21 protein-coding genes are annotated in these 21373 nt (G+C 70.6%); 7 read left to right on the plus strand and 14 right to left on the minus strand.

Features of this window, described 5'->3' with window-relative positions:
• The first annotated feature begins 90 nt into the window (after positions 1-90).
• A complete protein-coding gene (locus tag AC1HFH_RS11325; RefSeq protein ID WP_480247391.1) occupies positions 91-522 on the plus strand; it encodes an NfeD family protein in 432 nt (143 codons plus the stop codon).
• Positions 522-1820, plus strand: coding sequence for an SPFH domain-containing protein (locus tag AC1HFH_RS11330; RefSeq protein ID WP_480247392.1), 1299 nt, complete (start codon positions 522-524; stop codon positions 1818-1820). Before AC1HFH_RS11325 ends, AC1HFH_RS11330 begins: the two co-directional genes overlap by 1 nt.
• A 76-nt stretch (positions 1821-1896) precedes the next feature.
• Here AC1HFH_RS11330 and AC1HFH_RS11335 read toward each other — a convergent pair whose 3' ends face one another.
• Positions 1897-2745: an SDR family NAD(P)-dependent oxidoreductase gene (locus AC1HFH_RS11335; protein WP_480247393.1), complete on the minus strand. Its 849-nt coding sequence runs from the start codon at positions 2743-2745 to the stop codon at positions 1897-1899.
• Positions 2746-2843: 98 nt separating this feature from the next.
• On the opposite strand from AC1HFH_RS11335, the gene AC1HFH_RS11340 reads away from it, so the two are divergent.
• Complete coding sequence (locus AC1HFH_RS11340) at positions 2844-3428, plus strand: CGNR zinc finger domain-containing protein (RefSeq protein WP_480247394.1); 585 nt, start codon at positions 2844-2846, stop codon at positions 3426-3428.
• Between the two features lie 45 nt (positions 3429-3473).
• Here AC1HFH_RS11340 and AC1HFH_RS11345 read toward each other — a convergent pair whose 3' ends face one another.
• The 4 genes from AC1HFH_RS11345 to AC1HFH_RS11360 all read right to left on the minus strand — a co-directional run bounded on the left by AC1HFH_RS11345 (position 3474) and on the right by AC1HFH_RS11360 (position 7271).
• Positions 3474-4682: a molybdopterin-binding protein gene (locus tag AC1HFH_RS11345; RefSeq protein ID WP_480247395.1), complete on the minus strand. Its 1209-nt coding sequence runs from the start codon at positions 4680-4682 to the stop codon at positions 3474-3476.
• Between the two features lie 170 nt (positions 4683-4852).
• Positions 4853-5236: an NYN domain-containing protein gene (locus tag AC1HFH_RS11350; RefSeq protein ID WP_480247396.1), complete on the minus strand. Its 384-nt coding sequence runs from the start codon at positions 5234-5236 to the stop codon at positions 4853-4855.
• Positions 5237-5354: 118 nt separating this feature from the next.
• Complete coding sequence (locus tag AC1HFH_RS11355; protein WP_480247397.1) at positions 5355-6317, minus strand: metallophosphoesterase family protein; 963 nt, start codon at positions 6315-6317, stop codon at positions 5355-5357.
• 72 nt (positions 6318-6389) lie between these two features.
• The gene (locus tag AC1HFH_RS11360) at positions 6390-7271 is read right to left on the minus strand and encodes a 3-methyladenine DNA glycosylase (protein ID WP_480247823.1); all 882 of its coding nucleotides are present in this window, start codon (positions 7269-7271) and stop codon (positions 6390-6392) included.
• 482 nt (positions 7272-7753) lie between these two features.
• On the opposite strand from AC1HFH_RS11360, the gene AC1HFH_RS11365 reads away from it, so the two are divergent.
• The gene (locus tag AC1HFH_RS11365; RefSeq protein ID WP_480247398.1) at positions 7754-8044 is read left to right on the plus strand and encodes a hypothetical protein; all 291 of its coding nucleotides are present in this window, start codon (positions 7754-7756) and stop codon (positions 8042-8044) included.
• A 55-nt stretch (positions 8045-8099) separates the two neighbouring features.
• Here AC1HFH_RS11365 and AC1HFH_RS11370 read toward each other — a convergent pair whose 3' ends face one another.
• The 9 genes from AC1HFH_RS11370 to AC1HFH_RS11410 form a co-directional block, all read right to left on the minus strand.
• Positions 8100-9164 carry a hemolysin family protein gene (locus tag AC1HFH_RS11370; RefSeq protein ID WP_480247399.1) on the minus strand — a complete coding sequence of 355 codons (1065 nt, stop codon included), beginning with the start codon at positions 9162-9164 and terminating at the stop codon, positions 8100-8102.
• Positions 9157-10545, minus strand: coding sequence for a hemolysin family protein (locus AC1HFH_RS11375; RefSeq protein WP_480247400.1), 1389 nt, complete (start codon positions 10543-10545; stop codon positions 9157-9159). Before AC1HFH_RS11375 ends, AC1HFH_RS11370 begins: the two co-directional genes overlap by 8 nt.
• A 249-nt stretch (positions 10546-10794) precedes the next feature.
• Positions 10795-12234 (minus strand): GuaB1 family IMP dehydrogenase-related protein, encoded by a 1440-nt coding sequence (locus tag AC1HFH_RS11380; RefSeq protein WP_480247401.1) that lies wholly within the window; start codon positions 12232-12234, stop codon positions 10795-10797.
• A gap of 379 nt (positions 12235-12613) precedes the next feature.
• Complete coding sequence (locus AC1HFH_RS11385; RefSeq protein ID WP_480247402.1) at positions 12614-14281, minus strand: DEAD/DEAH box helicase; 1668 nt, start codon at positions 14279-14281, stop codon at positions 12614-12616.
• 232 nt (positions 14282-14513) lie between these two features.
• Entirely contained in the window at positions 14514-15452 is a 939-nt protein-coding gene (locus AC1HFH_RS11390; protein WP_480247403.1) for a M56 family metallopeptidase, read from the minus strand.
• 63 nt (positions 15453-15515) lie between these two features.
• Positions 15516-15893, minus strand: coding sequence for a BlaI/MecI/CopY family transcriptional regulator (locus AC1HFH_RS11395; RefSeq protein WP_480247404.1), 378 nt, complete (start codon positions 15891-15893; stop codon positions 15516-15518).
• 70 nt (positions 15894-15963) lie between these two features.
• Positions 15964-16788: an ABC transporter ATP-binding protein gene (locus tag AC1HFH_RS11400; protein ID WP_480247405.1), complete on the minus strand. Its 825-nt coding sequence runs from the start codon at positions 16786-16788 to the stop codon at positions 15964-15966.
• Positions 16785-17816 (minus strand): FecCD family ABC transporter permease, encoded by a 1032-nt coding sequence (locus tag AC1HFH_RS11405; protein ID WP_480247824.1) that lies wholly within the window; start codon positions 17814-17816, stop codon positions 16785-16787. Before AC1HFH_RS11405 ends, AC1HFH_RS11400 begins: the two co-directional genes overlap by 4 nt.
• A 77-nt stretch (positions 17817-17893) precedes the next feature.
• A complete protein-coding gene (locus AC1HFH_RS11410; protein WP_480247406.1) occupies positions 17894-19006 on the minus strand; it encodes a FecCD family ABC transporter permease in 1113 nt (370 codons plus the stop codon).
• A gap of 127 nt (positions 19007-19133) precedes the next feature.
• On the opposite strand from AC1HFH_RS11410, the gene AC1HFH_RS11415 reads away from it, so the two are divergent.
• The 3 genes from AC1HFH_RS11415 to AC1HFH_RS11425 all read left to right on the plus strand — a co-directional run bounded on the left by AC1HFH_RS11415 (position 19134) and on the right by AC1HFH_RS11425 (position 21106).
• The gene (locus AC1HFH_RS11415) at positions 19134-19841 is read left to right on the plus strand and encodes a hypothetical protein (RefSeq protein WP_480247407.1); all 708 of its coding nucleotides are present in this window, start codon (positions 19134-19136) and stop codon (positions 19839-19841) included.
• Positions 19842-20123: 282 nt separating this feature from the next.
• Positions 20124-20636 (plus strand): nucleotide exchange factor GrpE, encoded by a 513-nt coding sequence (gene grpE / locus AC1HFH_RS11420; protein WP_480247408.1) that lies wholly within the window; start codon positions 20124-20126, stop codon positions 20634-20636.
• Entirely contained in the window at positions 20633-21106 is a 474-nt protein-coding gene (locus AC1HFH_RS11425) for a hypothetical protein (protein WP_480247409.1), read from the plus strand. The genes grpE and AC1HFH_RS11425 overlap by 4 nt, the downstream gene beginning before the upstream one ends.
• Positions 21107-21373: the final 267 nt, after the last annotated feature.

Genomic DNA, 21373 nt, shown 5'->3' on the forward strand with positions numbered 1-21373 from the left:
CGTCGGACCCGGAATCGGTTCGTCCACGGCCTGCCTCGCCGAATTCCCGTGGTCCCGCGCGACCGGCCGGGGCCGACTAGAGTGGACGTCGTGGCCGCAATACTCTGGCTCGTCGCGGGTATCCTGCTCGCGGCCGCCGAAATGCTCGTCGGAGACCTCACGCTGCTGATGCTGGGGGCAGCGGCACTCGGCACGGCCGGGGTCAGCGCGTTGACCGACCTGTCGATCGCGGGGGATGCCATCGTGTTCGGGTTGATCTCGGTGGTGCTGCTGCTCGGGGTTCGGCCGGTGCTGCGCCGCCGCTTCGGCACGCCGCCCGCGGTCGCGACGAATGTCGATGCACTGCCGGGGAAATCGGCCCTGGTGCTGGAGCCGGTGTCCGAGCACGCCGGCCAGGTCAAGCTCGACGGTGAGGTCTGGACCGCACGCCCGCTGGACCCGACCGAGGTGTACGAACCGGGCGTCACCGTGTACGTGATGAAGATCGACGGCGCGACCGTCGTCGTATGGAAAGGACCCTGATGATCGCAGGGATCGTGGCCGCAGTTCTGATACTGCTGGTCGTGGTGGTGATGTTCAAATCCGTCGCCCTGATACCGCAGGCCGAGGCCGCGGTGATCGAGCGGCTCGGCCGCTATCAGCGGACGGTGTCGGGCCAGCTGACCTTCCTGGTGCCGTTCGCCGACACCATCCGGGCGAAGGTGGACCTGCGTGAGCGGGTGGTGTCCTTCCCGCCGCAGCCGGTGATCACCCAGGACAACCTGACGCTGCAGATCGACTCCGTGGTGTACTTCCAGGTCACCAACCCACAGGCGGCGGTGTACGAGATCAGCAACTACATCGCCGCGGTGGAGCAGCTCACCGTCACCACGCTGCGCAATGTGGTCGGCGGGATGACCCTGGAGGACACCCTCACCTCCCGGGACCAGATCAACAGCCAGCTGCGCGGCGTACTCGACGAGGCCACCGGCCGGTGGGGCCTGCGCGTGGCCCGCGTCGAGCTCAAGGCGATCGATCCGCCGCCGTCGATCCAGGAATCGATGGAGAAGCAGATGAAGGCCGACCGTGAGAAGCGGGCGATGATCCTCACGGCCGAGGGCAACCGCGAATCGCAGATCAAGACGGCCGAGGGTGCGAAGCAGTCGCAGATCCTGGCCGCCGAGGGTGGTAAGCAGTCGGCGATTCTGTCCGCAGAAGGTGAGCGGCAGAGCCGCATCCTGCGGGCGCAGGGTGAGCGGGCCGCCTCCTATCTGCAGGCGCAGGGCCAGGCGAAGGCGATCGAAAAGGTCTTCGCCGCAATCAAGTCCGGCAAGCCCACGCCGGAACTGCTGGCGTACCAGTACATGCAGACGCTGCCGATGGTGGCCCGTGGCGATGCCAACAAGGTGTGGCTGGTGCCCAGTGATTTCGGTAAGGCCCTCGAGGGGTTCGCGAAGAATTTCGGCACCCAGGGCGAGGACGGTGTGTTCCGGTACGAGCCGTCGACGGAGGACACCCCGCCGGCCGATGTGACCGACGATTCCGATGTCGCCGACTGGTTCGAGACGTCCTCGGACCCGGCGATCCAGGAGGCGGTCGCGGCCGCCGAGGCGACTGCCCGGAAACCGGTGGACAGCCCGCTGTCGGCTCCGAAGCCCGCGGCCGCACCCGAGCCCGCGGAGCAGCCGGCCGCGCCACCCGCCCCGCCGGCTCCGCAACCGCCGATGCCGCCGCAGCAGCTGTCGGCCCGTCCGCCGGTTCAGCCGCAGCACCCCGGGATGCCGCAGCAGCAGCCCGACCCGTACGGCCAGAACCCCTGGCAGCCGCCCGCCCGCGGCTGATCCGCCACCTCGACCGGCCCGGTACCCGTGTGGGTGCCGGGCCGTTCGCTGTTTTCGGGCGTGCCCGCGGTCGGGTTCAGGCGTCCACGCTCACGGTCACCTCCGCCCATCGGTCCAGGTCCTGCAGCCGGTCCGTCAGTGCGGCACGCAGCTCGGTCTCGGCTTGTTTGCCCAGTGCCAGGCGGCGCGGCGGAGTTGCCGAATCGACGGCGGTCAGGATTGCCCGCGCCGCGCGGGCCGGGTCACAGAACGCGTCCGCAGGAAGTTCACCCAGCGAATTCTGCACGGCCCGCACCGTGCCGTCGTAGTCCTCGGCCGGCTCGGCGAATTCGAGGTTGGCGAGGAATCGGGTGGCGGTGAAGCCGGGCTCGATGACGGTGACCGCGATGCCCAGCGGGGCGAGCTCCGCGAACAGTGCCTCGGACATTCCTTCGACGGCGTGCTTGGTGGCGGCCAGCAGCCCGACGCCCGGGACCGCGAGCTGTCCGTAGATGGATGAGCCCTGCAGGATGTGGCCGGACCCCTGTTTGCGCAGCACCGGCAGCGTGGCGCGCAGCACGTTGAGCACACCGAAGACGTTCGTATCGAAGACGGCCCGGGCCTGAGCGTCGGTGGCCTCTTCCACCGCGCCGAACAGTCCGTAGCCAGCGTTGTTGGCGACGATATCGATTCCGCCGAATCGGGCGACGGTCCGGTCGACCGCGGCGTTCACGGTGTCCGGGTCGCGGACGTCGACGGATAGGGCGAGGAGGTGGTCGGGGTATCGGTCGTGCAGATCGGCGAGATCGTCCATGCGCCGGGCGGTGACCGCGACGCGATCTCCGCGGCCGAGTGCGGCGAGCGTCACCTCGCGTCCGATGCCCGAGGATCCACCGGTGACGAACCAGGTGCGGGAGGTTTCAGGGGTAGTGCGACTCTCTGTCATGGTTGTGAGCGTAAACGGTTAGCACGCAACCTACAACTCAAATCAGCCTGTTCAGTTGTTGGCAAAAGGTGATTGCAAGGTGACGTACCGTATCTGGTATGGGTGTGACCACTGGCAGGGCATCGCGCAGTCCGCTCGACCCCACGCCGAGCGCGGAACTACTGCTCGACTTCGTCAACACGCGCCCGATCGACGGACGCCCGGAACGCCTCGCCGACCCACCCGCCATGGCCGGTTGGTTGACCGAGCGCGGCCTGGCCCCGGCCGGGACACCGATCACCGAGGCCGACGTGGCGAATTCCCGCGAGCTCAGGGACGCGCTGGTGACTGTGCTGCTCGCGCATGCGGGAGGTGTGCCGAATTCGGCTGATTCGGTCGCCGCGGCGGAACGGTCGCTCCGACGAGCCGGCGCGATCCATCCGCTGATCCCGGTGATCACCACGGCGGGCAGCAGTCTCGTCGCGACCCAGGACGGTGTCGCGGGTGTGCTGGGAACGCTGCTGGCGGCGGCGGACGAACTGGCTCGGCAGGACGGCTGGGCGCGGCTCAAAGCTTGCCGAAACCCGCCCTGCCACTTGGGTTTCTACGACCACACCCGAAACTCGTCGGCGGCCTACTGCAGTCCCGGCTGCGGTTCGCAGGTGTCCATGCGTGCCTACCGCAGTCGACAGAAGGCGCGTTGAGCGCAACAAGGGGTGCGATGCCGGTCCGGGTGACCGGCGGTGACGTCAGTGGGGGAGCGGGAGGATCTCGACCAGGGTGCCGCGCCCGGTGCCGGGCGGGAGTACCGCGAGGGCCTGGGCGCCGACGAGGGCGGCCAGATGCGGAGTGTGGGCGGGTCCGGTGCTGCGCCAGACCCCGCCGGGCAGTTGCCGGACCGGGATGATCCGGGTGGCCTCGGCGTCGAACGCCGCGGCGTCGGAGATGCGGCCCCAGAGGGTGTCCGCCGGGGTGCGGTCGGTGAGGGCGTCGACGACGGCGGGGCCCAGGGCCAGCAGAGCGGCGACCGCGGCGAACGGGTTGCCCGGCAGTCCGAGCAGGACCCGGCCGTCGCGGAGCCGGGCAACCAGGGTGGAACCGCCCGGGCGCAGGCTGGTGCGGTCGACGATGGTCTCCGCGTGCAACTCGGCGAGCAGAGTGCGCAGGTGGTCGGCCGCGCCCTTTCCGGTGGCGCCCACCATCACCACCAGTTCGGCCCGGGACTTCAGTTCGAGCCAGGAACGCATCAGATCGTGCCCGTCGTCCAGATGCCACACCCCGGCGCAGCGGATATCGCAGGACCGCAGGAACTCGCCCAGGACCGGGCCCAGCGAATCACGGGTCTCGCCGGCCCGCAGCGGGCCCACCGCCCGGATCTCGGTGCCGGTCATGACCACATCTGCCGACAGCGGTCCGCGCACCGCGATGGTTTCGGCCTCGGCGCTCATCGCCGCCGACAGCACCGCCGCCGACACCCGGGAACCGGCCGCGGCGAGTACGGCGCCGTCCGACCAGTGCTCCCCCCGGCGCCGGGTGTCGTCCCGGACCGGTGCACCGGCGGTGCGGGTCACCGTGGTGCGGCCGGAGACCAGCGCGGTGGTGACGTATTCGTCGCGCACCGTGGCCGTGGTGCCGGGCGGTACCGCGGCACCGGTGGTGATTCGCACCGCCTCTCCGGCCGCCAGCGCCGGAACGCTCCCGGAACCGGCCCGGTGCACCCTGGGATGCACCGTCCACCAGGGCCCGGGCCCGGCGACGGCATAGCCGTCCATGGCGGCGGTGTCCACCCGCGGCAGCGGCGTCCGGGTGGTGAGCGGTTCGGCCAGCGTGGCACCCAGCGCCTCGGTCGCGGCGCGTTCCGCCACCGGGAGCGGGTCCAGTCCGGCCCGGATCGCGGTGCGCGCGACTCCCATACCGCATGCCGCTCGCCCAGTCACCACGCCCGCTGCTGCGTTCACGCCATATCCCGTCCGTCACCGCTCACCGACAATCCGGTCCATCATGGGCAGCTCCGATTGCCCCGGATTTTCTGCCCAATTGCGCCGCGATCACGTTGTGCTCACCTGGTGTGCGCAACCCCGGTGCGGGAGTCGCAACAAAGTTCCATCGGTGCGCTGCCGGTGGTGTCTCAGCGGAGCAGCTGCCAGAGGTGGCCGGGACCGACGGAATCGGCGCCGAGTGCGGCGACCCTGGTCCGCAGCTCCCGGTCGGCGGTCACCACCGTCACGTCGTTCGCGTCGGTCTCGGCCGCCACCACGGCAACGATCGCATCATCACCGGAGCGTGGCGCCTCGACCACCCGGAGCCGATCTACCACGGCCGCTGCATCGCCGATCCGCATGGCGCCCTCGAGCACGACGATGACGGTGGTTCCGGGGAGCCGCGCGGGCAGCACCGTCAGTTCACCGAGCAACCGGCGCGCCGCACCGGCGCGGTCGCGCCACCAGCCGTCGGGACGGGACCCGATCACATTGGCCGCATCCACCACCAGCACCCGGTCCGAAACGTCCATGCAGTCAGTGTGCAGCAGCGAGCGTCCGGTGCCTGCTCCGAGCGCGGTGGGGCTGTCGCCGGCTCGAGCAGGGCGCCTGGTGGCCGTCGCCGCCACCGTGGCCTGGCCGACCTGCGGTTCAGTCGTTCGCAGCCGGTCCGGCGACGGCGAATCCGGGATAGGCGCGGGCGGCGTCGCGGGCGGCGGGCAGCAGGTCCGGTGGGCCGTCCAGCTGCCAGACGACCGTGCGGGCGGTGGTGCGGCATGCGGCGAAGCGGTCGGCGATCGTGGTGATGTCGTCGGCCCGGAGCGTCTCCCGGATCACCGGTGCCGTGTCGACCGGACGCACAGATATCGGGATGGAGAGGTCGAATTCCAGGTAGCCACGCGGTCCGATCTCGTCGATCCGGGCCGGATGCGGGCTGCCCGGATAGGCAGCTCGCACCTGCGGTAGCACCAGGCGGCGATGCACGTGCCCGAGCGCCCAGAAGTCGTAATCCCGGGCGGCCAGGGTGGCGTCGGTGGTGGGCGCGCAGGCGCGGCGGCTGTATCGGCCGGTGCCGCTGGTGTGTGCCATGCCGATGTTGACCGCACCGGCCACCGGCGGCGGATACCCGGCGATCAGGTCGGACCGTTCGTCCGGATCGCTGATGGATTGTGCGTGGATCGCCAATCCCGGCCACGGGGTCCAGGTCGTCGCGGCCTCGGGTGGCGCGACGAGCACGCTGCCCGGCAGGCGTAGCCGTCCGGGCAGCGGGGACTGCACGTCGTGGTTGCCCCACAGCAGGGCAACCCGGGTCCCCGCCGCGTGCAGCGCATCGAAGGCGTGTTGTGCGGACCGCCGGGCCCGCTCGGTGGGCACTTCGCGGTCGAACAGATCCCCGGCCAGGAGTACGAGGTCGTAGCGAGCGGCCAGCAGACGCGCACGCAAAGCCTCGAATGCCGCATACGCGGCCTCCGAGGCGTCTATCCGCGGACCGCCGGGATACTCCGGCAGCCCCTGTATCGGTGCCCCGAGATGAACATCGGCGACCAGCGCACAACGCATCACGCGTCCACCCACCGCGGCCCGCCCGCCGGCGTCGACGCGCGGGGAGTGCATCCGAATGCGCGGTAGTGCATCACCGGCGGTGCACTACCGCGCATCCAGATGCACTGTCGTATTCGGAACATGTCACCGGGCCCGTCCGGTACGGTGCGTTGCCAGCAGTGACCGACAGGCCAGCTGCAGAGCGGCCCGCAGTTCGGCGGCCCGGTCGGCCAGCTCGGCCTGCGCGCGTACATAGTCGGCACGGCCGGCCGGGGTTTCGATCGGTATCGGAAGGTACCCGTAATCCGCCAGGTCGTACGGACTGGCCCGCATATCGAGTTCACGCGCTGCAGTGGCGAGTTCGAAACAGTCCAGCAGCAACGTCGAGGACACCAGCGGGGACAGCTTGAACGCCCACTTGTACAAATCCATGTTGGCGTGCAGGCAGCCGGGCTGTTCACGGCGCATCTGATCGGCCCGGGTGAGCGGTTCGGCGTTGCGGCCGACGGCGTCCGGAGTGAAGAACCGAAAGGCGTCGAAGTGGGTGCAGCGCAGCGACATCGACTCCACCACCGCATCGGTGCCGGCACCGCCGAGCCGCAGCGGCACCTGTCGGTGCCGGACCTCGTCCGTGCGGTACACCATCGCCCATTCGTGCAGGCCGAAACAGGACAGCTGCGCCGGGCGGGCGGCGGTGGCGGCCAGCAGATCGGCCACGAAAGACAGGGTGTCGGCTCGCTTCGCCAGATACGCCGGATCCGCCGTGCACACCTCGTCATCGCCGGGCAGGCGCAGATAGCCGCGGGCTTCGGTGTACTCCCGTGCCCCGCGGAGTCCGATCCCGAACCCGGGATGCCACCGGCGTAGTTGCGCGGGCTTGTGGCCGTAGTAGGTGAACAGGAAGTCCACGACCGGATGCGTGGCCCCGGCCCGCCGCCGCGCCAGATACGGGCCGATCGATTCGTCGACCCGGTCGCGATGAGCCGCCGCCGCGGCCCGCCACTCGTCCTGCGGGAGTATCCGCAGGTCGATGGCATTGTCGAGGTCGTCTTGCGCGGGCACGGGGCCATTGTCCCGCACCCACGTTACGTCCTCGATCCTCCCCCGAACATCGTTCATGGCGAAAACGGTATCCGTCCCGGCCGGGCAGCGGCTTCCGGTCGTGTTGTCTACTCTCACCGCTGGACCGAGCGTTGGGGAGGTTGCACGGCGGGTGAAAGGTGTCCGAGTAGTCGGTCGGGAACTCGGAAACCGGGATGTTCGCGACGACAGCGGTTCGGCCTACCACGCAACTTCCGCTGTCACGGTGTGCCCACGCGCGCGAGGGACGGCCGAGTGCCTGAAGGCGCCACATCCGCCGAGTCGCACCCGAGTCGGGCGGTGGTTCAGTGTGCTGATCTGCGTAAAGGTGGGATACGCCACCGCAATTGATTGACCGGTGGGTGGTGGGTGCCGATTCTGAGACAACGGCTGATGACAGCCGGTATTCCGCCATCGGGAGGTTTTTCATGTTCGGGAAGAAGGCCCTGGCTACCGGATTGCTCTCCACTGTTGTTCTCGCGGGAGGTGCCGCGCTGGGGGCGGGAACCGCTGCGGCGGCATTCGTGCAGGGTTATCCCACTCAATCGCAATGCCACCACTACGGCTACAACTTCAACAGTTACTGGCCGCAGTATCGCGCCAACACATACAAATGCGTGTGGAATCCCAGGACCCGCCTGTGGGACCTGCATGTCTGGTACCGGTCGAACAACCCCTCACCCGGCCGGCCGTCGACCGGTTCGGCGGGGTCGTCGTAGGGACCGAAGTCGATTCCGGCCGGAATGACCCCAGTGCACCGTGCGGTGTCTCGGGTCATTCCGCGATCCGATGAGTTCCGTCGCGCACGGTCCCGACGAACTCTTCCACCAGGTCCTCGAGCGCGACGATCCCCACGGTGTTGCCGCGGTTGTCGACCACCCGGCCGAGATGGCTGCTGGTGCGGCGGAGCCGGGCGAGGGCCTCGTAGAGGGTGGTCCGGGTGCCGACGGTCGGCAGCGGGCGGATATCGGTGCGCGGGATGGGGGTGGCCGGGCCGGCCGTTTCGTCGGCGACCTTGTCCAGGACGTCCTTGACGTGCAGATATCCGACCAGGGAGCCGTCGTGGGCCCGGACCGGGTACCGGGAGTAGCCGGTCTCGGTCACGGCGGATTCGATATCGCCGAGGGTGGTGCCGTCCCCGCGCAGCGGCACCGATCGGGTGGCCGACAGCGGCACCATCACATCGGCGACGCTGCGTTCCGAGGTGCCCAGCGCCTGGGTGAGCCGGCGGTGTTCCTCCGCGTCGAGGAGGCCTTCGGAACGGGATTCGCCGATCATCTCGGCCAATTCCACCGTCGACACGGTGGCGTCGAGTTCGTCCTTGGGCTCGATCCGCAGCATCCGCAGGGTCAGGTTCGCGAGGGCGTTGTAGATCGCGATGAGCGGCCGGGCCATCCGCAGCCACACCAGATGCAGTGGCACCAACAGCAGCGCGGACCGTTCCGGGCCGGCCAGGGCGATGTTCTTCGGGACCATCTCGCCGAGCAGGATGTGCAGGATCACCACGATGGTCAGGGCGAGGGTGAAGGAGACCGGATGTAGTAGCTGCTCCGGCATCCCGACCTGCTCGAACGGCTTCTCCAGCAGATGCGCGATCGCGGGTTCACCGACCCGGCCGAGCAGAATCGAGCAGATCGTGATGCCGAGCTGGGCCGCCGCCAGCATCATCGACAGGTTCTCGCCGGCCCGGATCACGGTGTGCGCCTGCCGCTTGCCCTGTGCGGCGAGGGCCTCCAGGCGGTCGCGGCGGGCCGAGATCAACGCGAACTCGGCGCCGACGAAGAAGGCGTTACCGGCGAGCAGTGCGACGGTCAGCACGACCGCGAACAGATCACCCATGGTCGTGCTCCTTCTCGGCGCCGAGGTGCGCGGCCAGGACGTCGGGTTCCACCGGAACGAGGCGTACCCGGTCGATGCGGCGGCCGTCCATGCGTTCGATCCGGGCCAGCCAGCCGCCGGTGTGCTCACCGTGCGGCTGGAGGCCGCGCGAATCGGGCAGCACCACGGTCTCACCGGCCTGCGGGATCCGGCCGAGCCGGTTCAGCACCAGGCCGCCGAGCGTTTCGTACTCGCCTTCGGGTGCGTCGTAGCCGGTCGCCTGCGACACCTCGTCGATCCGCAGCAGTCCGGAGCAGTCCCAGCCGTCGGCGACGCGGCGGACGTCGCGTTCCTCCTCGTCGTGCTCGTCACGCACATCGCCGAGGATCTCCTCGATCAGGTCCTCCATGGAGAGCATGCCGGCGGTGCCGCCGTACTCGTCGACGACCAAGGCCACCTGCATGCCGTGTGCGCGGACTCGTTCGAGGACCTCGTCGCCGTCGAGGCTGGCGGGTACGATCGGGACCGGCCGGGCCAGCATGCTCAGCGGGGTCCGGCCACGGAACTGGGCCGGATGGGTGAAGGCCTGTTTGACGTGGACGACACCGAGGGCGTTGTCCAGATCGCCGTCCACCACCGGGAACCGGGAGTAGCCGGTGCGGGCGGCGGCGTCCAGCAGGTCGGTGATGGTGTCGTTCTTGTCCAGGGATTCGATGGTAACCCGCGGGGTCATCAGATCCTCGGCGCTGCGTTCACCGAAGCGCAGCGACCGGTCCATCACCTGGGCGGTCGGCTGATCCAGGGCGCCGCGCTGGGCGGAGGTGCGTACCAGCGAACCGAGCTCTTGCGGGGACCGGGCCGAACGCAGCTCCTCGGCGGGTTCGATTCCGAACCGGCGCACCAGCCAGTTGGCGGAGCCGTTGAGGAACCGGATCAGCCAGCGGAAGATTGCGGAGAAGGCCACCATCGGTCCTGCGGTGGCGCGGGCGGTGGCCATCGGGGTGGCGATGGCGATATTCTTCGGCACCAGCTCGCCGTAGACCATCGACAGTGAGGTGGCGAGTACCAGGGCCATCGCGAGCGACAGCCAGCGCGCGGCGCTGTCGCCGAGACCGACCGCCGAGAACAGCGGATCGAGCAGCCGGGCCAGCACCGGTTCGGCAATGAAACCGGTGATCAGCGTGGTGATGGTGATGCCCAACTGGGCGCCGGACAGCTGGAAGGACAGGGTTCGATGCGCCTGGCGAACCATGCGCGAACGCCGGTCACCGTCGCGGGCCTGCGCCTCGACGGTGCTGCGTTCGAGTGCGGTCAGGGAGAACTCGGCGGCGACGAACAGTGCGGTACCAGCGGTCAGCGCAACGAATCCGATCAGGCTGAGCACGGTGAACAGTACCGACATCGTCAGCACCACCTGCACAGAGCGGCAGCCGGGCCCGCGGAACAGCGGAACGGGGGCGATGGGGAGCGGCCGGGTCGATCACCCGGCTGAATAGAGGAGCCCTCCTGAACGGCGCCCTCGGACGCGGGTGACAACTGGATCCTTTCGCGGGGGAAAAATGCTGCCGACCGGGTCGGCGAACTTCATGCTACCCGAGCCCCCGCCGCACCGCGCCCGCCACGCCTGGGCGCGGTGCCGCTGGTCACAACGTCACCAGCCGCTGGGCAGCGGCCGCCCTTCGGCGAAGCCGGCCGCCGACTGCACGCCCAGAACGGCGTCGTCGTGGAACTGCGGCAGGGTGCGGGCGCCGGCATAGGTGCAGGCACTGCGCACCCCGGAGCAGATGTGGTCGATGAGGTCCTCGACACCGGGCCGCTCCGGATCCAGGCGCATCCGCGAGCTGGAGATCCCCTCCTCGAACAGGGCCTTGCGTGCCCGGTCGAAGCCGCGGTCGGCGGCGGTGCGCGCGGCGACTGCCCGCTTGGAGGCCATGCCGAAGCTCTCCTTGTATGCGTTGCCGTCGCGGTCGACGCGCAGATCACCCGGTGATTCGTAGGTGCCGGCGAACCAGGAACCGATCATCACGTTCGATGCACCGGCCGCCAGGGCCAGCGCCACGTCGCGGGGATGCCGCACCCCGCCGTCGGCCCATACATGGACACCGAGTTCCCGCGCGGCCGCGGCGCATTCGGCGACGGCGGAGAACTGCGGCCGACCGACTCCGGTCATCATCCGGGTGGTGCACATGGCGCCGGGGCCGACACCGACCTTGACGATGGTGGCACCGGCATCGACCAGGTCCCGGGTACCGGCGGCGGAGACGACGTTGCCGGCGGCCAGGGGTACTCCGAGGCCGAGGTCGGCGACGGCCCGCAGCGCCTCGAGCATCTTGGCCTGGTGTCCGTGCGCGGTGTCGATCACCAGGACGTCGGCGCCGGCGTCGGCGAGGGATTTCGCCTTGGCGGCCACATCACCGTTGATGCCGACGGCGGCGGCGACCCGGAGCCGGCCGGCGGTGTCGACGGCGGGGGAGTAGATACCGGCCCGGACGGCGCCGGTGCGGGTCATCACCCCGGCCAGACTGCCGTCGGGTGCGGTGAGCACGGCGAGCCCGGCATGCCGGCTCTCCAGCAGGTCGAATACCTCCCGCGGCGAGGTGTCCACCGGTGCCTGGACGAAGTCCTGGTCGGCGACATCCCGGACCCGGGCGAAGCGGTCCACATCGGCGCAGGCGGTTTCGGTCACCAGCCCGGCCGGCCGACCGGCGTCGTCGATCATCACCACGGCGCCGTGGGCGCGTTTGTGGATCAGCGCGAGGGCCTCCGACACCGACCGCTCCGGTGCCAGGGTGACCGGAGTGTCGGCTGTCAGGGATCGGCTCTTGACGAAGGAGATGGTCTCGGCCGCCGCATCGAGGGGCAGATCCTGCGGCAGCACCACGATCCCGCCGCGCCGCGCGACCGTTTCGGCCATCCGGCGGCCGGCCACCGCGGTCATGTTCGCCACCACGATCGGGATGGTGGTCCCGGAGCCGTCGACGGTGGACAGGTCCACGTCGAAACGGGAGGCGACATCGGTGTGGTTCGGGACCAGGAAGATGTCGTCGTAGGTGAGGTCGTAGGGCGGCTGATGTCCGGGAAGAAATCGCACTCCGGCCATGGTAGCGGCGCGGGCCCGGCTGTGCTGGAAGTCGCGGCCGATCCTGCGGGTGGGGCGGTCGGCGCCGCCGGCGTCCACGCGTGGGCCGGGGGCCGGCTGTCGCCGGGAGCGGTGCGCCGCCGGTCTCCTGCGGTGTGGGTGCCGGTAGCACGGGGCGGGTGCAGGGTGGTGCCGGTCACCGAGGGCCCATTCTCCCTGATGAGATCCGGCAGGTAGGCCCGTTCGCCGTTTCTCGGGCGGGCAGACCGCTCCGACCGGCGGCGTGCCGGTGTGCCGGCGCGCGGGTGGGTGCCGGTGGTGCGGGCGATGCCGGCGGCCGGCCAGGCGGAGGTTCGGTGTTCCCGTCCCGCCCGGCCGGATCCGGCCGGCGTCAGTTTGCCGAGCGGTTGCGTCGCTGTACGGGACCGGCCGGACGGCCCGATCTCCGTCGGAAATTCTTCGGTGTGTCGTGCGATGTACCGGCGTGTCGGGCTCGATTGGAGCCGGTGGTCGGCGTGCGGCCGCCGGTTTCGGCGGTGCGCGTCACCGGATCCGTGCCGTTCCGGCCGCCGTCGGAGCGGGCAGCGGACCGCGCCCCACCGTTGGTCCGGTCGGCGGTGGACTTGCGGCCGGACCGTCCCGCCGTCTGGCGGGTGCCCCCGGCTGCCGGCCTTCCTGTGCTACCGGCCCGGTCGTCGGCGCGGGTGGCCTGCCGCGACCGGCCACCGGTGCGCGTGCTGCCGCCGTCCCGGCTCGTCCCGGCGCCCCGGTTGCGTCCGCGGCCGGGGCCCTCCGAGGTGCGGCCGGCTCCGCTCGTCCGCCCCGTCGCGGTGGCCGGCTCCGGTGCACCCGGTGTCGGCACCGGTACGCCACTGGGCCGGCGGGCGCCGGTGATCTCGATCAGCCGGCGGTCACCCGGCCGCACCTCGATGCCGTCGGTACGGACACCCGCCTTGCGGGTCATCGCGGCGACATCCTTGCGCTCCTCCGCGGTGACCATCGTGACGACCACACCGTCCTCACCGGCGCGCGCGGTCCGGCCCGCCCGGTGCAGGTACGCCTTGTGCTCGGCCGGTGGATCCACGTGCACCACCAGGGAGATCCCGTCGACGTGGATGCCCCGCGCGGCGACGTCGGTGGTGACGAGCACCGGCACCGAACCGTCGGCGAAGGCTGCGAGGGTGCGGGTGCGGTTGTTCTGGGCTTTGCCGCCGTGCAGCGCGCCCGCGGCGACACCGGCCTTACGCAGTTGTTTGGCCAGCCGGTCCGCGCCGTGCTTGGTGCGCACGAACAGGATGGTCAGCCCGTCCCGAGCGGCGATCTCGGTGACCACGGCACGTTTGGCCGGTTTGTCCGGCACGTACAGCAGGTGGTGTGACATCGTGCTGACCGCGGCGGCCGGGGGTGCGGTGGAATGGGTCACCGGGTTGCGCAGGTAGCGCTTGACCAGCTTGTCGACCTCGCCGTCGAGGGTCGCGGAGAACAGCAGGCGCTGCCCGTCGGCGGGAGTCCGGTCGAGGAGCCGGGTGACCTGCGGAAGGAAGCCCATATCGGCCATGTGGTCGGCCTCGTCGAGGGCGGTGATCTGCACATCGGACAGGTCGGCCGAACCCTGCGCGATCAGGTCGTCGAGGCGGCCGGGGGTGGCGATGAGCAGGTCGACGCCGCGCTGCAGCCGGTCGGCCTGCCGTTTGATCGGGGCGCCGCCGACCACCGAGGCGATGCGCAGCCCGAGCGAGAGGGCGGGTTCGTCGAGGGCGCGTTCGATCTGGGCGGCCAGTTCCCGGGTCGGCACCAGGACCAGGCCGCGTGGCCGGCGCGGGGCCGAGGGGGCGCCGGCGAGCCGGGCCAGCATCGGCAGGCCGAATGCCAGGGTCTTGCCGGAACCGGTGGGGCCGCGGCCCAGTACATCGCGGCCGGCCAGTGCGTCGGGCACGGTGGCGGCCTGGATCGGGAACGGGCTGGCGATACCCTGCCGGTGCAGCGTCTGCACCATCGGGGTCGGCAGGCCGAGATCGGCGAAGCCGGGCGCAGCCGGGGATTCGGTGGAGGTGGACACGGGGGCCTTTCGTCGGAGCCGCGGATCGTGCGCCGTCACCGTGCCGGTGGAGACGTCGATCGCGAGAGTTCGCGGGCTGTGCAGCCGCGATGTGCTCTCCTCGCGGGCCGCGAGATGCCGGTCGCGAGCTGGAAAATCTGGTGCGGCCCCTGGGAGCCGGGCCGATGCTCCAGGATACGCGTCGTTGGTGACAGACGGGAATCGCCCTGCTCGCGGCCGGGTGCCACCGAGGTCAGCTGCGCAGCAACCGCTCCAGTTCGACCAGCCACGGGACGGCGACCGCCAGGGTCGGGACCACCAGGATCGCGGCGGAACCGAGGTAGGCGGCGGCCGCGATCCGCATATCGCCGCTCGGTCCGGCCAGGCGCTGGATCCGGATCAGCGTGGTCGGACCACCGGCCGCGAGGGCGCCCTGCGGCGCAGTGGATTTGGCGCAGGCCACCAGGGCCCGGCCGAGCGGAGCCGGTCCGGTGACCTTGACCGCGGAATCGTCGGCGAGCAGCTCGATGAGCAGCTTCACCGAACCCAGTGCGGCCTTGCTGCGCACCACCCGCGGAAAGGCTTCGTGCACCGCGGTGAACGCCTCGAGGACCAGGTCGTGCCGCGCACGCAGATGGGAACGTTCATGGCTGACGATCGCGGTGATCTCGGCGTCGGCGAGATTGGTGAGGGTGCCTTCGCTGAGCACCACCCGCTGGCGCAGGCCGGGCAGGCAATAGGCGATCGGCTCGGCGGCGGCCAGCACCCGGATATCGGCGGCCCGCCGTTCGGGGCCGCTCTGATCGAGCAGGTCGACCAGCATGCGGTGCCGGGCCCGGCGGCGGCGGGTGTGCACACCGACCCGAACGATCGAGAACATCAGCCGGGCGCCGATGAGCAGGGTGAGGGCGAACACCGTGACGTAGACCAGCCACAGCGGCAGGCCCAGGACATCGATCTCATCGGTGGGTGAGGTGGTGGGGCGTCCGTCGGGGCCGGGGACCAGCAGCAGGCTCGCGATGGCCAGGCCGGAACCGAAGGCGCTCAGGACGGCGGCGAGGGCGATCGCCTGCCACAGCACCAGGGCCGCGCGGGGGGTGCGGTACACCCACTTGGCACGGCTGAGCAGCGCGGGAACAGGTCCCGCGAGTAACAAGGCGAGACCGGCGAATACCGCTGCGGTTGCGTTCATCGACTCTGCTCACTGCGTTGACGGTTCGGGACAGGCACGGCACTGTGCGCCCGGTCGCCGAGTCTAACTGTCCTCGGTCGCCTCGAGCTTGGCGAGGGCCTCTCGCAGGGCATCGGCTTCGTCCTTGCCGACCTGTTCCACGAAGTGCACGAGCGCGGCGGCCCGGCTACCCGCCGCATCCGCCTGCTGCAGAGCGTCGACCATCAGGCTGGCGACGAGTTCGTCGCGGCTGTGCACCGGGACGTACCGGTGTGCACGGTCGTCGCGGCGCTGGACCACCAGGTTCTTCTTCGCCAGCCGCTGCAGCACGGTCATGACGGTGGTGTAGGCGAGCTCGCGCCGGGCGGCGAGGGCCTCGTGGACCTGCCGCACCGTCTGTGGTTCGCCGGCCGACCACAACTGGTCCATGACCGCTTTTTCGAGTTCGCCGAGTCCTGCCATTCCCCGATTTTACGGGTTCAACGACGCGGATGCGTACTACAGGTCGTCGTAACTGGGTGATAGCTGTGTGTCATTCGTCATATCCGGCCGCGCCGCGGACATGCCGGGTGCCGATCGGCACGATCATCGGCCGGTCGGACACCGGGTCGGTCAGGACCGACGCTTCCAGGCCGAACACCTCGCGCAACAGGTCCGCGGTGACGATGTCGGCGGGCCGGCCGCGCGCCACGATCCGGCCGGCGGACATGACGATCAGCTCATCGCTGTAGCGGATCGCGAGGTTCAGATCGTGCAGAACCATCACGACGGTGCGGCCGAATTCGGCGTGCAGCCGGTCCACCAGGTCCAGCACTTCGAGGGAGTGCGCCAGGTCCAGGTACGTGGTCGGTTCGTCCAGGAGCAGGATGTCGGTGCCCTGGGCCAGGGCCATCGAGATCCACGCGCGCTGCCGCTGGCCGCCGGACAGTTCGTCGAGGGTGCGGTCGGCGAGGTCGCCGATCCCGGTCTGCGCGAGTGCGGCCGCCACCTCCGCCTCGTCGTCGCCGGACCACTGGTTCAGCCAGGACTGATGTGGATGCCGCCCACGGGCCACCAGATCGGCGACGGTCAGCCCTTCCGGGGCCACCGGAGTCTGCGGCAGCATGCCGATCACCCGGGCCACCTCTTTGGTCTTCATGGTGGCGATGGCCTTGCCGTCCAGCACCACCCGGCCGTTCCGGGGGCGCAGCAGCCGGCCGAGCGACCGCAGCAGCGTCGACTTGCCGCAGCCGTTGGGGCCGATGACGGTGGTGACGACACCGGGCGCGATATCGATGCTGAGATCGTCGACGATCACCCGCTCGCCGTAGCCGAGCGTGACGTTCTCGGCGGCGAGCCGATGGGTGGGGCCGGTCATGAGACGGTCGCCTTCCGGTTGATGCGCACGAGCAGATAGAGCAGGAACGGTCCGCCGAAGGCGGCGGTGACCAGGCCGACCGGCAGGTCGACCGGGAGCACGGTGCGGGCCACCACATCGGCGCCGACCACCAGGGCCGCGCCGACGAGCGCCGACCCGATCAGCGGTTCGCCCGCCGAACGCAGCAGCATCCGCGCGATCTGGGGTGCTGCCAGCCCGACGAAGGCGATCGGGCCGACGGCGGCCGTGGCGATCGAGGCCGCGACCACCGAGGCGCCGATCAGCAGCGCCTGCTGGGTCTGGATCCGGACCCCCAGCACCCGGGTCGACTCCTCGCCCAGGCGCAGCGCGGCCAGGGTGCGTGCCGAGACCAGCGCGATCACCGCCACCGCGGCCAGTGCCAGCAGTACCGGGAACAGTCGGGCCGGGTCCGCGGAATCGAGCGAGCCGCTGAGCCACAGTTGCGCCCGGGCCGCGTCGTCGAGGCTGGCCCGGGCCAGCTGCCAGGTGGTCAGGGCGACCAGGACCGCATTCAGGCCGATGCCGATCAACACCAGCCGCAGGCCGGTGACCCCGCGTTCCCCGGCCGAGCCGCGGCCCCAGGCCAGCAGATAGATCGCGGCGGCCGTCAGCAGACCGCCCGCCAGCGCGGCGAGCGGTGTCCCGACGGTCGCGAGCCAGCCGGTGGTGGCGCCACCGGTACCGACCAGCACGGTGACCGCGCCGAGGCCCGCACCGGTGGTCACACCGATCACGTCCGGGCTGGCCAGCGGATTGTGCAGTATCGACTGCATGAGCGCCCCGGCCAGACCGAGGGCGGCGCCGACCACCACCGCGGTCTGCGCCCGGGGCAGCCGGGAATCGAGGACGATGAAGCGCTGCGCGCGGCTGCCGCCGCCACCGAGCACATCGAGCACCCGCCCGATCGGGATATGTACCTCGCCGACTGCGATGTCCAGGCAGAACAGCCCGAAGACCGCCGCGGCCAGGGCGAGGACGATCGCCGCCATGGCGGGGCGCAGCACCATCGAGACCGGGCCCAGGCGCACGGCCCGCCGATGCCGGCGCAGGACCGTGCGGGCGTCGGTGGTGGTTCCGGTTGTCGTCACAGGTTCACCAGCCTCTTGCGCCGGACCAGCGCGATGAAGAACGGGGCGCCGATCGCCGCGAGCACCACCCCGACCTGGAGTTCCCCGGGCCGGGCGACGACCCGGCCGAGGACGTCCGCGGTGACCAGCAGGATCGCGCCGAGCAGTCCGGAATAGGGAATCAGCCACCGATGGTCGGGCCCGGTGATCACCCGGGCGATATGCGGCACGATCAGGCCGAGAAAGGCGACCGGACCGATCGCGGCGGTCGCCGCTCCGCACAGCAGGACCACCGCGGCCAGGCCGAGGACCCGCGCGCGCACCACATCGACCCCCAGTCCGCGGGCCACCTGATCACCGAGGCTCAGCAGATTCAGCGACGGCGCGGCCGCCACGGCGAGCCCGATCCCGGCCAGTAGGAACGGCAGCACCTGCCAGAACACCTCGGCGTCGCGGCCCGCGACAGTGCCGACCACCCAGAATCGGTAGGTGTCCAAGGCCGTCGCATCCAGCAGCACGATCGCATTGGTCAACGCAGTGAGGAACGCGGTCACCGCCGCCCCGGCGAGGACCAGGCTCAACGGTCCCGCCTTGCCGCCGCCGACCGAGGACGCCCCGAACACCACGAGCGCGGCGAGGGTCGCGCCGGCGAACGCGAACCAGATGTACTGATTCGGCGCGCTGAGCGAGAACAGATAGGCGCCGAGGGCCGCGCAGAACGCCGCACCGGCATTCAGCCCGAGCAGGCCCGCATCGGCGAGCGGGTTGCGGGTGTAGCCCTGAATCAGGGCGCCGGCCATCGCCAGGGCCGCGCCGGTCAGCACGGCCAGCGCGGTGCGGGGGAGGCGCAGTTCCCGCACGATCTCCTCGTCGGTGGATGCCGCCGAACACTGGAACGGTCCGTTCGCGCAGGTGAGCGCGTGTTCGAGCGCACCGAAGATGGTGCCGGGCGATATCGAGCGCGCGCCGACCGCGATCCCGGCGATCACGGTGACCGCGAGAACGGCGAGCAGCAGGAGCAACCCGAGCCGTCGGCGGCGGGTCACCCCGGACGGACCCGGGGTGCGGACGCGGACTGCGGGGCCCGCGGAATTCGGGTGGCGGGGCCCGCCGGTGCCTGGGTGGGTCACGACGCTGAACTTCTCCTGCTGGATATCCGGACACCTGTGTATACCCGAACCCGACTTGTCAGGTCTGGTAAGGCTAACCTATCTTTCGTAGGACCCGGTACCGGGAACCCACTGTCCAGGAGGTCCGATGTCCGAGCCAGTCGTCGCCGTGTCCCGCAACGCCGCGGGGATATTCGACCGGAGCTGCGCCCGCCTGCGGGCCCTGCAGCCCGAACATCCCCGCGTCTACGCTGTCGCCGCGATGGCCGAGCAGGGCAAACGCCGCTGGTGGCAATTGCCGCAGGGGCTGCGCGAGGGCCGGGTCGAAATCATGTACCGCCGGCACGCCGAGGAGATGATCCGCGACGACATCGCCGCGGAAGTGGTCGCCACGGCGCTGATCCACGCCGTCGTCGGCCGCGTGACGGCACTGTTCGTCGCCGACGCCCGCGCCTGGGACCCCGGACCCGGCAATCTGTGGGTGCACCACGACAACGACGGCGGTATCGACTGGGCCGGGCTCACCGACACCACCATCCGCGTCGTCGCCGGTGATGCCGCGGCCGGTGCCTCCGGTGTCGCGGTGCTGCCCGGTGAACAAGCGATGGCGGTGTGGCTCGCGCATCGGTGCATCGAAGCCCTGGTTCCGGTGCAGGGCATTCTCGGCCGCTGCGCCGGGCTGACGCCGCGGCGCTTCTGGGCGCTCGTCGGCGAATCCGTGGTCGGCGCGGCCACCTACGTCCCGGAATTGGCCCGGACCGACCGGGACGCGGGAGAGCGGCGTGGCCAGCTGCTGCTGGCCGGTTTCGAGGAGCGGGGGCTGTCGGTCCGGCGCAAGACCTGCGTGGTGGGGTAGCGGCGCCGGCGAACACACCGCCGCCCGAGTCCCGACTCGGTGCCGACTCGGGGTCGAAATCGGCACGGGAAGTGCAGGTCGGGCGCAATCCTCCGGTGCGCCGATCCGGTATCGCACCGATCCGCGCGGGCACAGTAGGGGCAGCACCCGGACCTCGGGTGGAACGCAGCCCCTGCAGTGAACCTTCCCGGGTGGCACGGCGCACCCGCTGCCGCCGTCCCGCCGACGGCGGCCGGATCGCAGGCCATCCGGGAGGGCTCAGTGAGCGAAAGAAGTGCTCCTATGGCCGATCCCGTAGCCGCCCACTCCGCCCCGCCCGGCGACCTCTCCGCCCTGACCCACGAGGTCGGTGAGCTGCGCTCGCTGTTCCGGGCGCAGCTGATGTACAACCGTGCGACCCGGCGGATCCACGCCGAACTGTGTGACCAGCTCGCCTTCGCCCGCACCGACCTGGCCGACCAGTTCCTGGCGCCGCTCGTCCGCGAACTCCTCGAACTGGTCGACCGCATCGACGTGCAGCTCGAGAACCGCACCGGGCAGCCGCACGCCGACCTCGACAAGGTCGCCTTCGAGATCATCCGCATCCTCGGCCGCTACGGCGTCCAGGAGATGCGCACCCTCTCCGAGACCTTCGACCCGAACCGGCACGACATCATCGACCGCCTCGCCGTCACCACCTCCCAGCACCACGACCGGGTCCTCGAACAGCATCGGCCCGGATACTTCCTGCACGACCGCCCCGTCCGCCGCGCTCAGGTCGTCGTCGGCGAGTTCGGCCGGGCGGCCGGGGAATGACCCCGGCCCCGAACCGGTGGGAGGCGATGGGCGGCCGATGGACCGCCCTCTGGGTCGTCGAACCCTGGGGTGACCCGCTGCATCACGACATCAAATACGCCGACGGCTCCTTCGCCACCTTCGACGAGGCGCGCGATTGCGATCTCGTCTTCTGGTGCATGAACCGCCCCGAAGCCCACACCGGCGACCCCAACGCCTATCACCTGCTCCGGCGCAGCCGCCCCGACGACCTGCTGCTGTGCTTCGGCGAACGCAAGGAAGTCGTGATCATCTGCCGCGTCCCACCCGGCGACGACCACCGCACCGCCGGGTACGGCTTCTTCGCCAACTGGCTGCGGGCGGATCGGCCCCAGCTGGCCCACATCATCGACGGCTTCCCGGGGCCGTTCCTCTGGCACGGGGTGCGGCCCGCATTGCGCGACCCCCGGGCGAAGTTCTGGGTGGAGCGGTATCGGCCGGTAGGCGAATAACTCGGTCGAGCGGTGCGGCTCGTACGTTCGGTTTCGGGCGCCGCCGAGCGGGTCTGTCAGGGCCGACGGAATGGGCCGGCGAACTCCGGTCTCCGGCTGTGGGCCTGGGGTGTCGTTCGATGTCTTCCCGTGTCCGGTCACCCGCGTCGTAGCCTCGGGCCGTCAACCGGTCTGCAGCGGTGGATAGCTGTCCCCTGAACACACCATGGCGGCAGGTGGTTTCGCCTGCCACACTGTGGTTCACGCAAGCATAGCGGCCTTGCAGAT

The organism is Nocardia sp. KT25-26 (assembly GCF_056627695.1).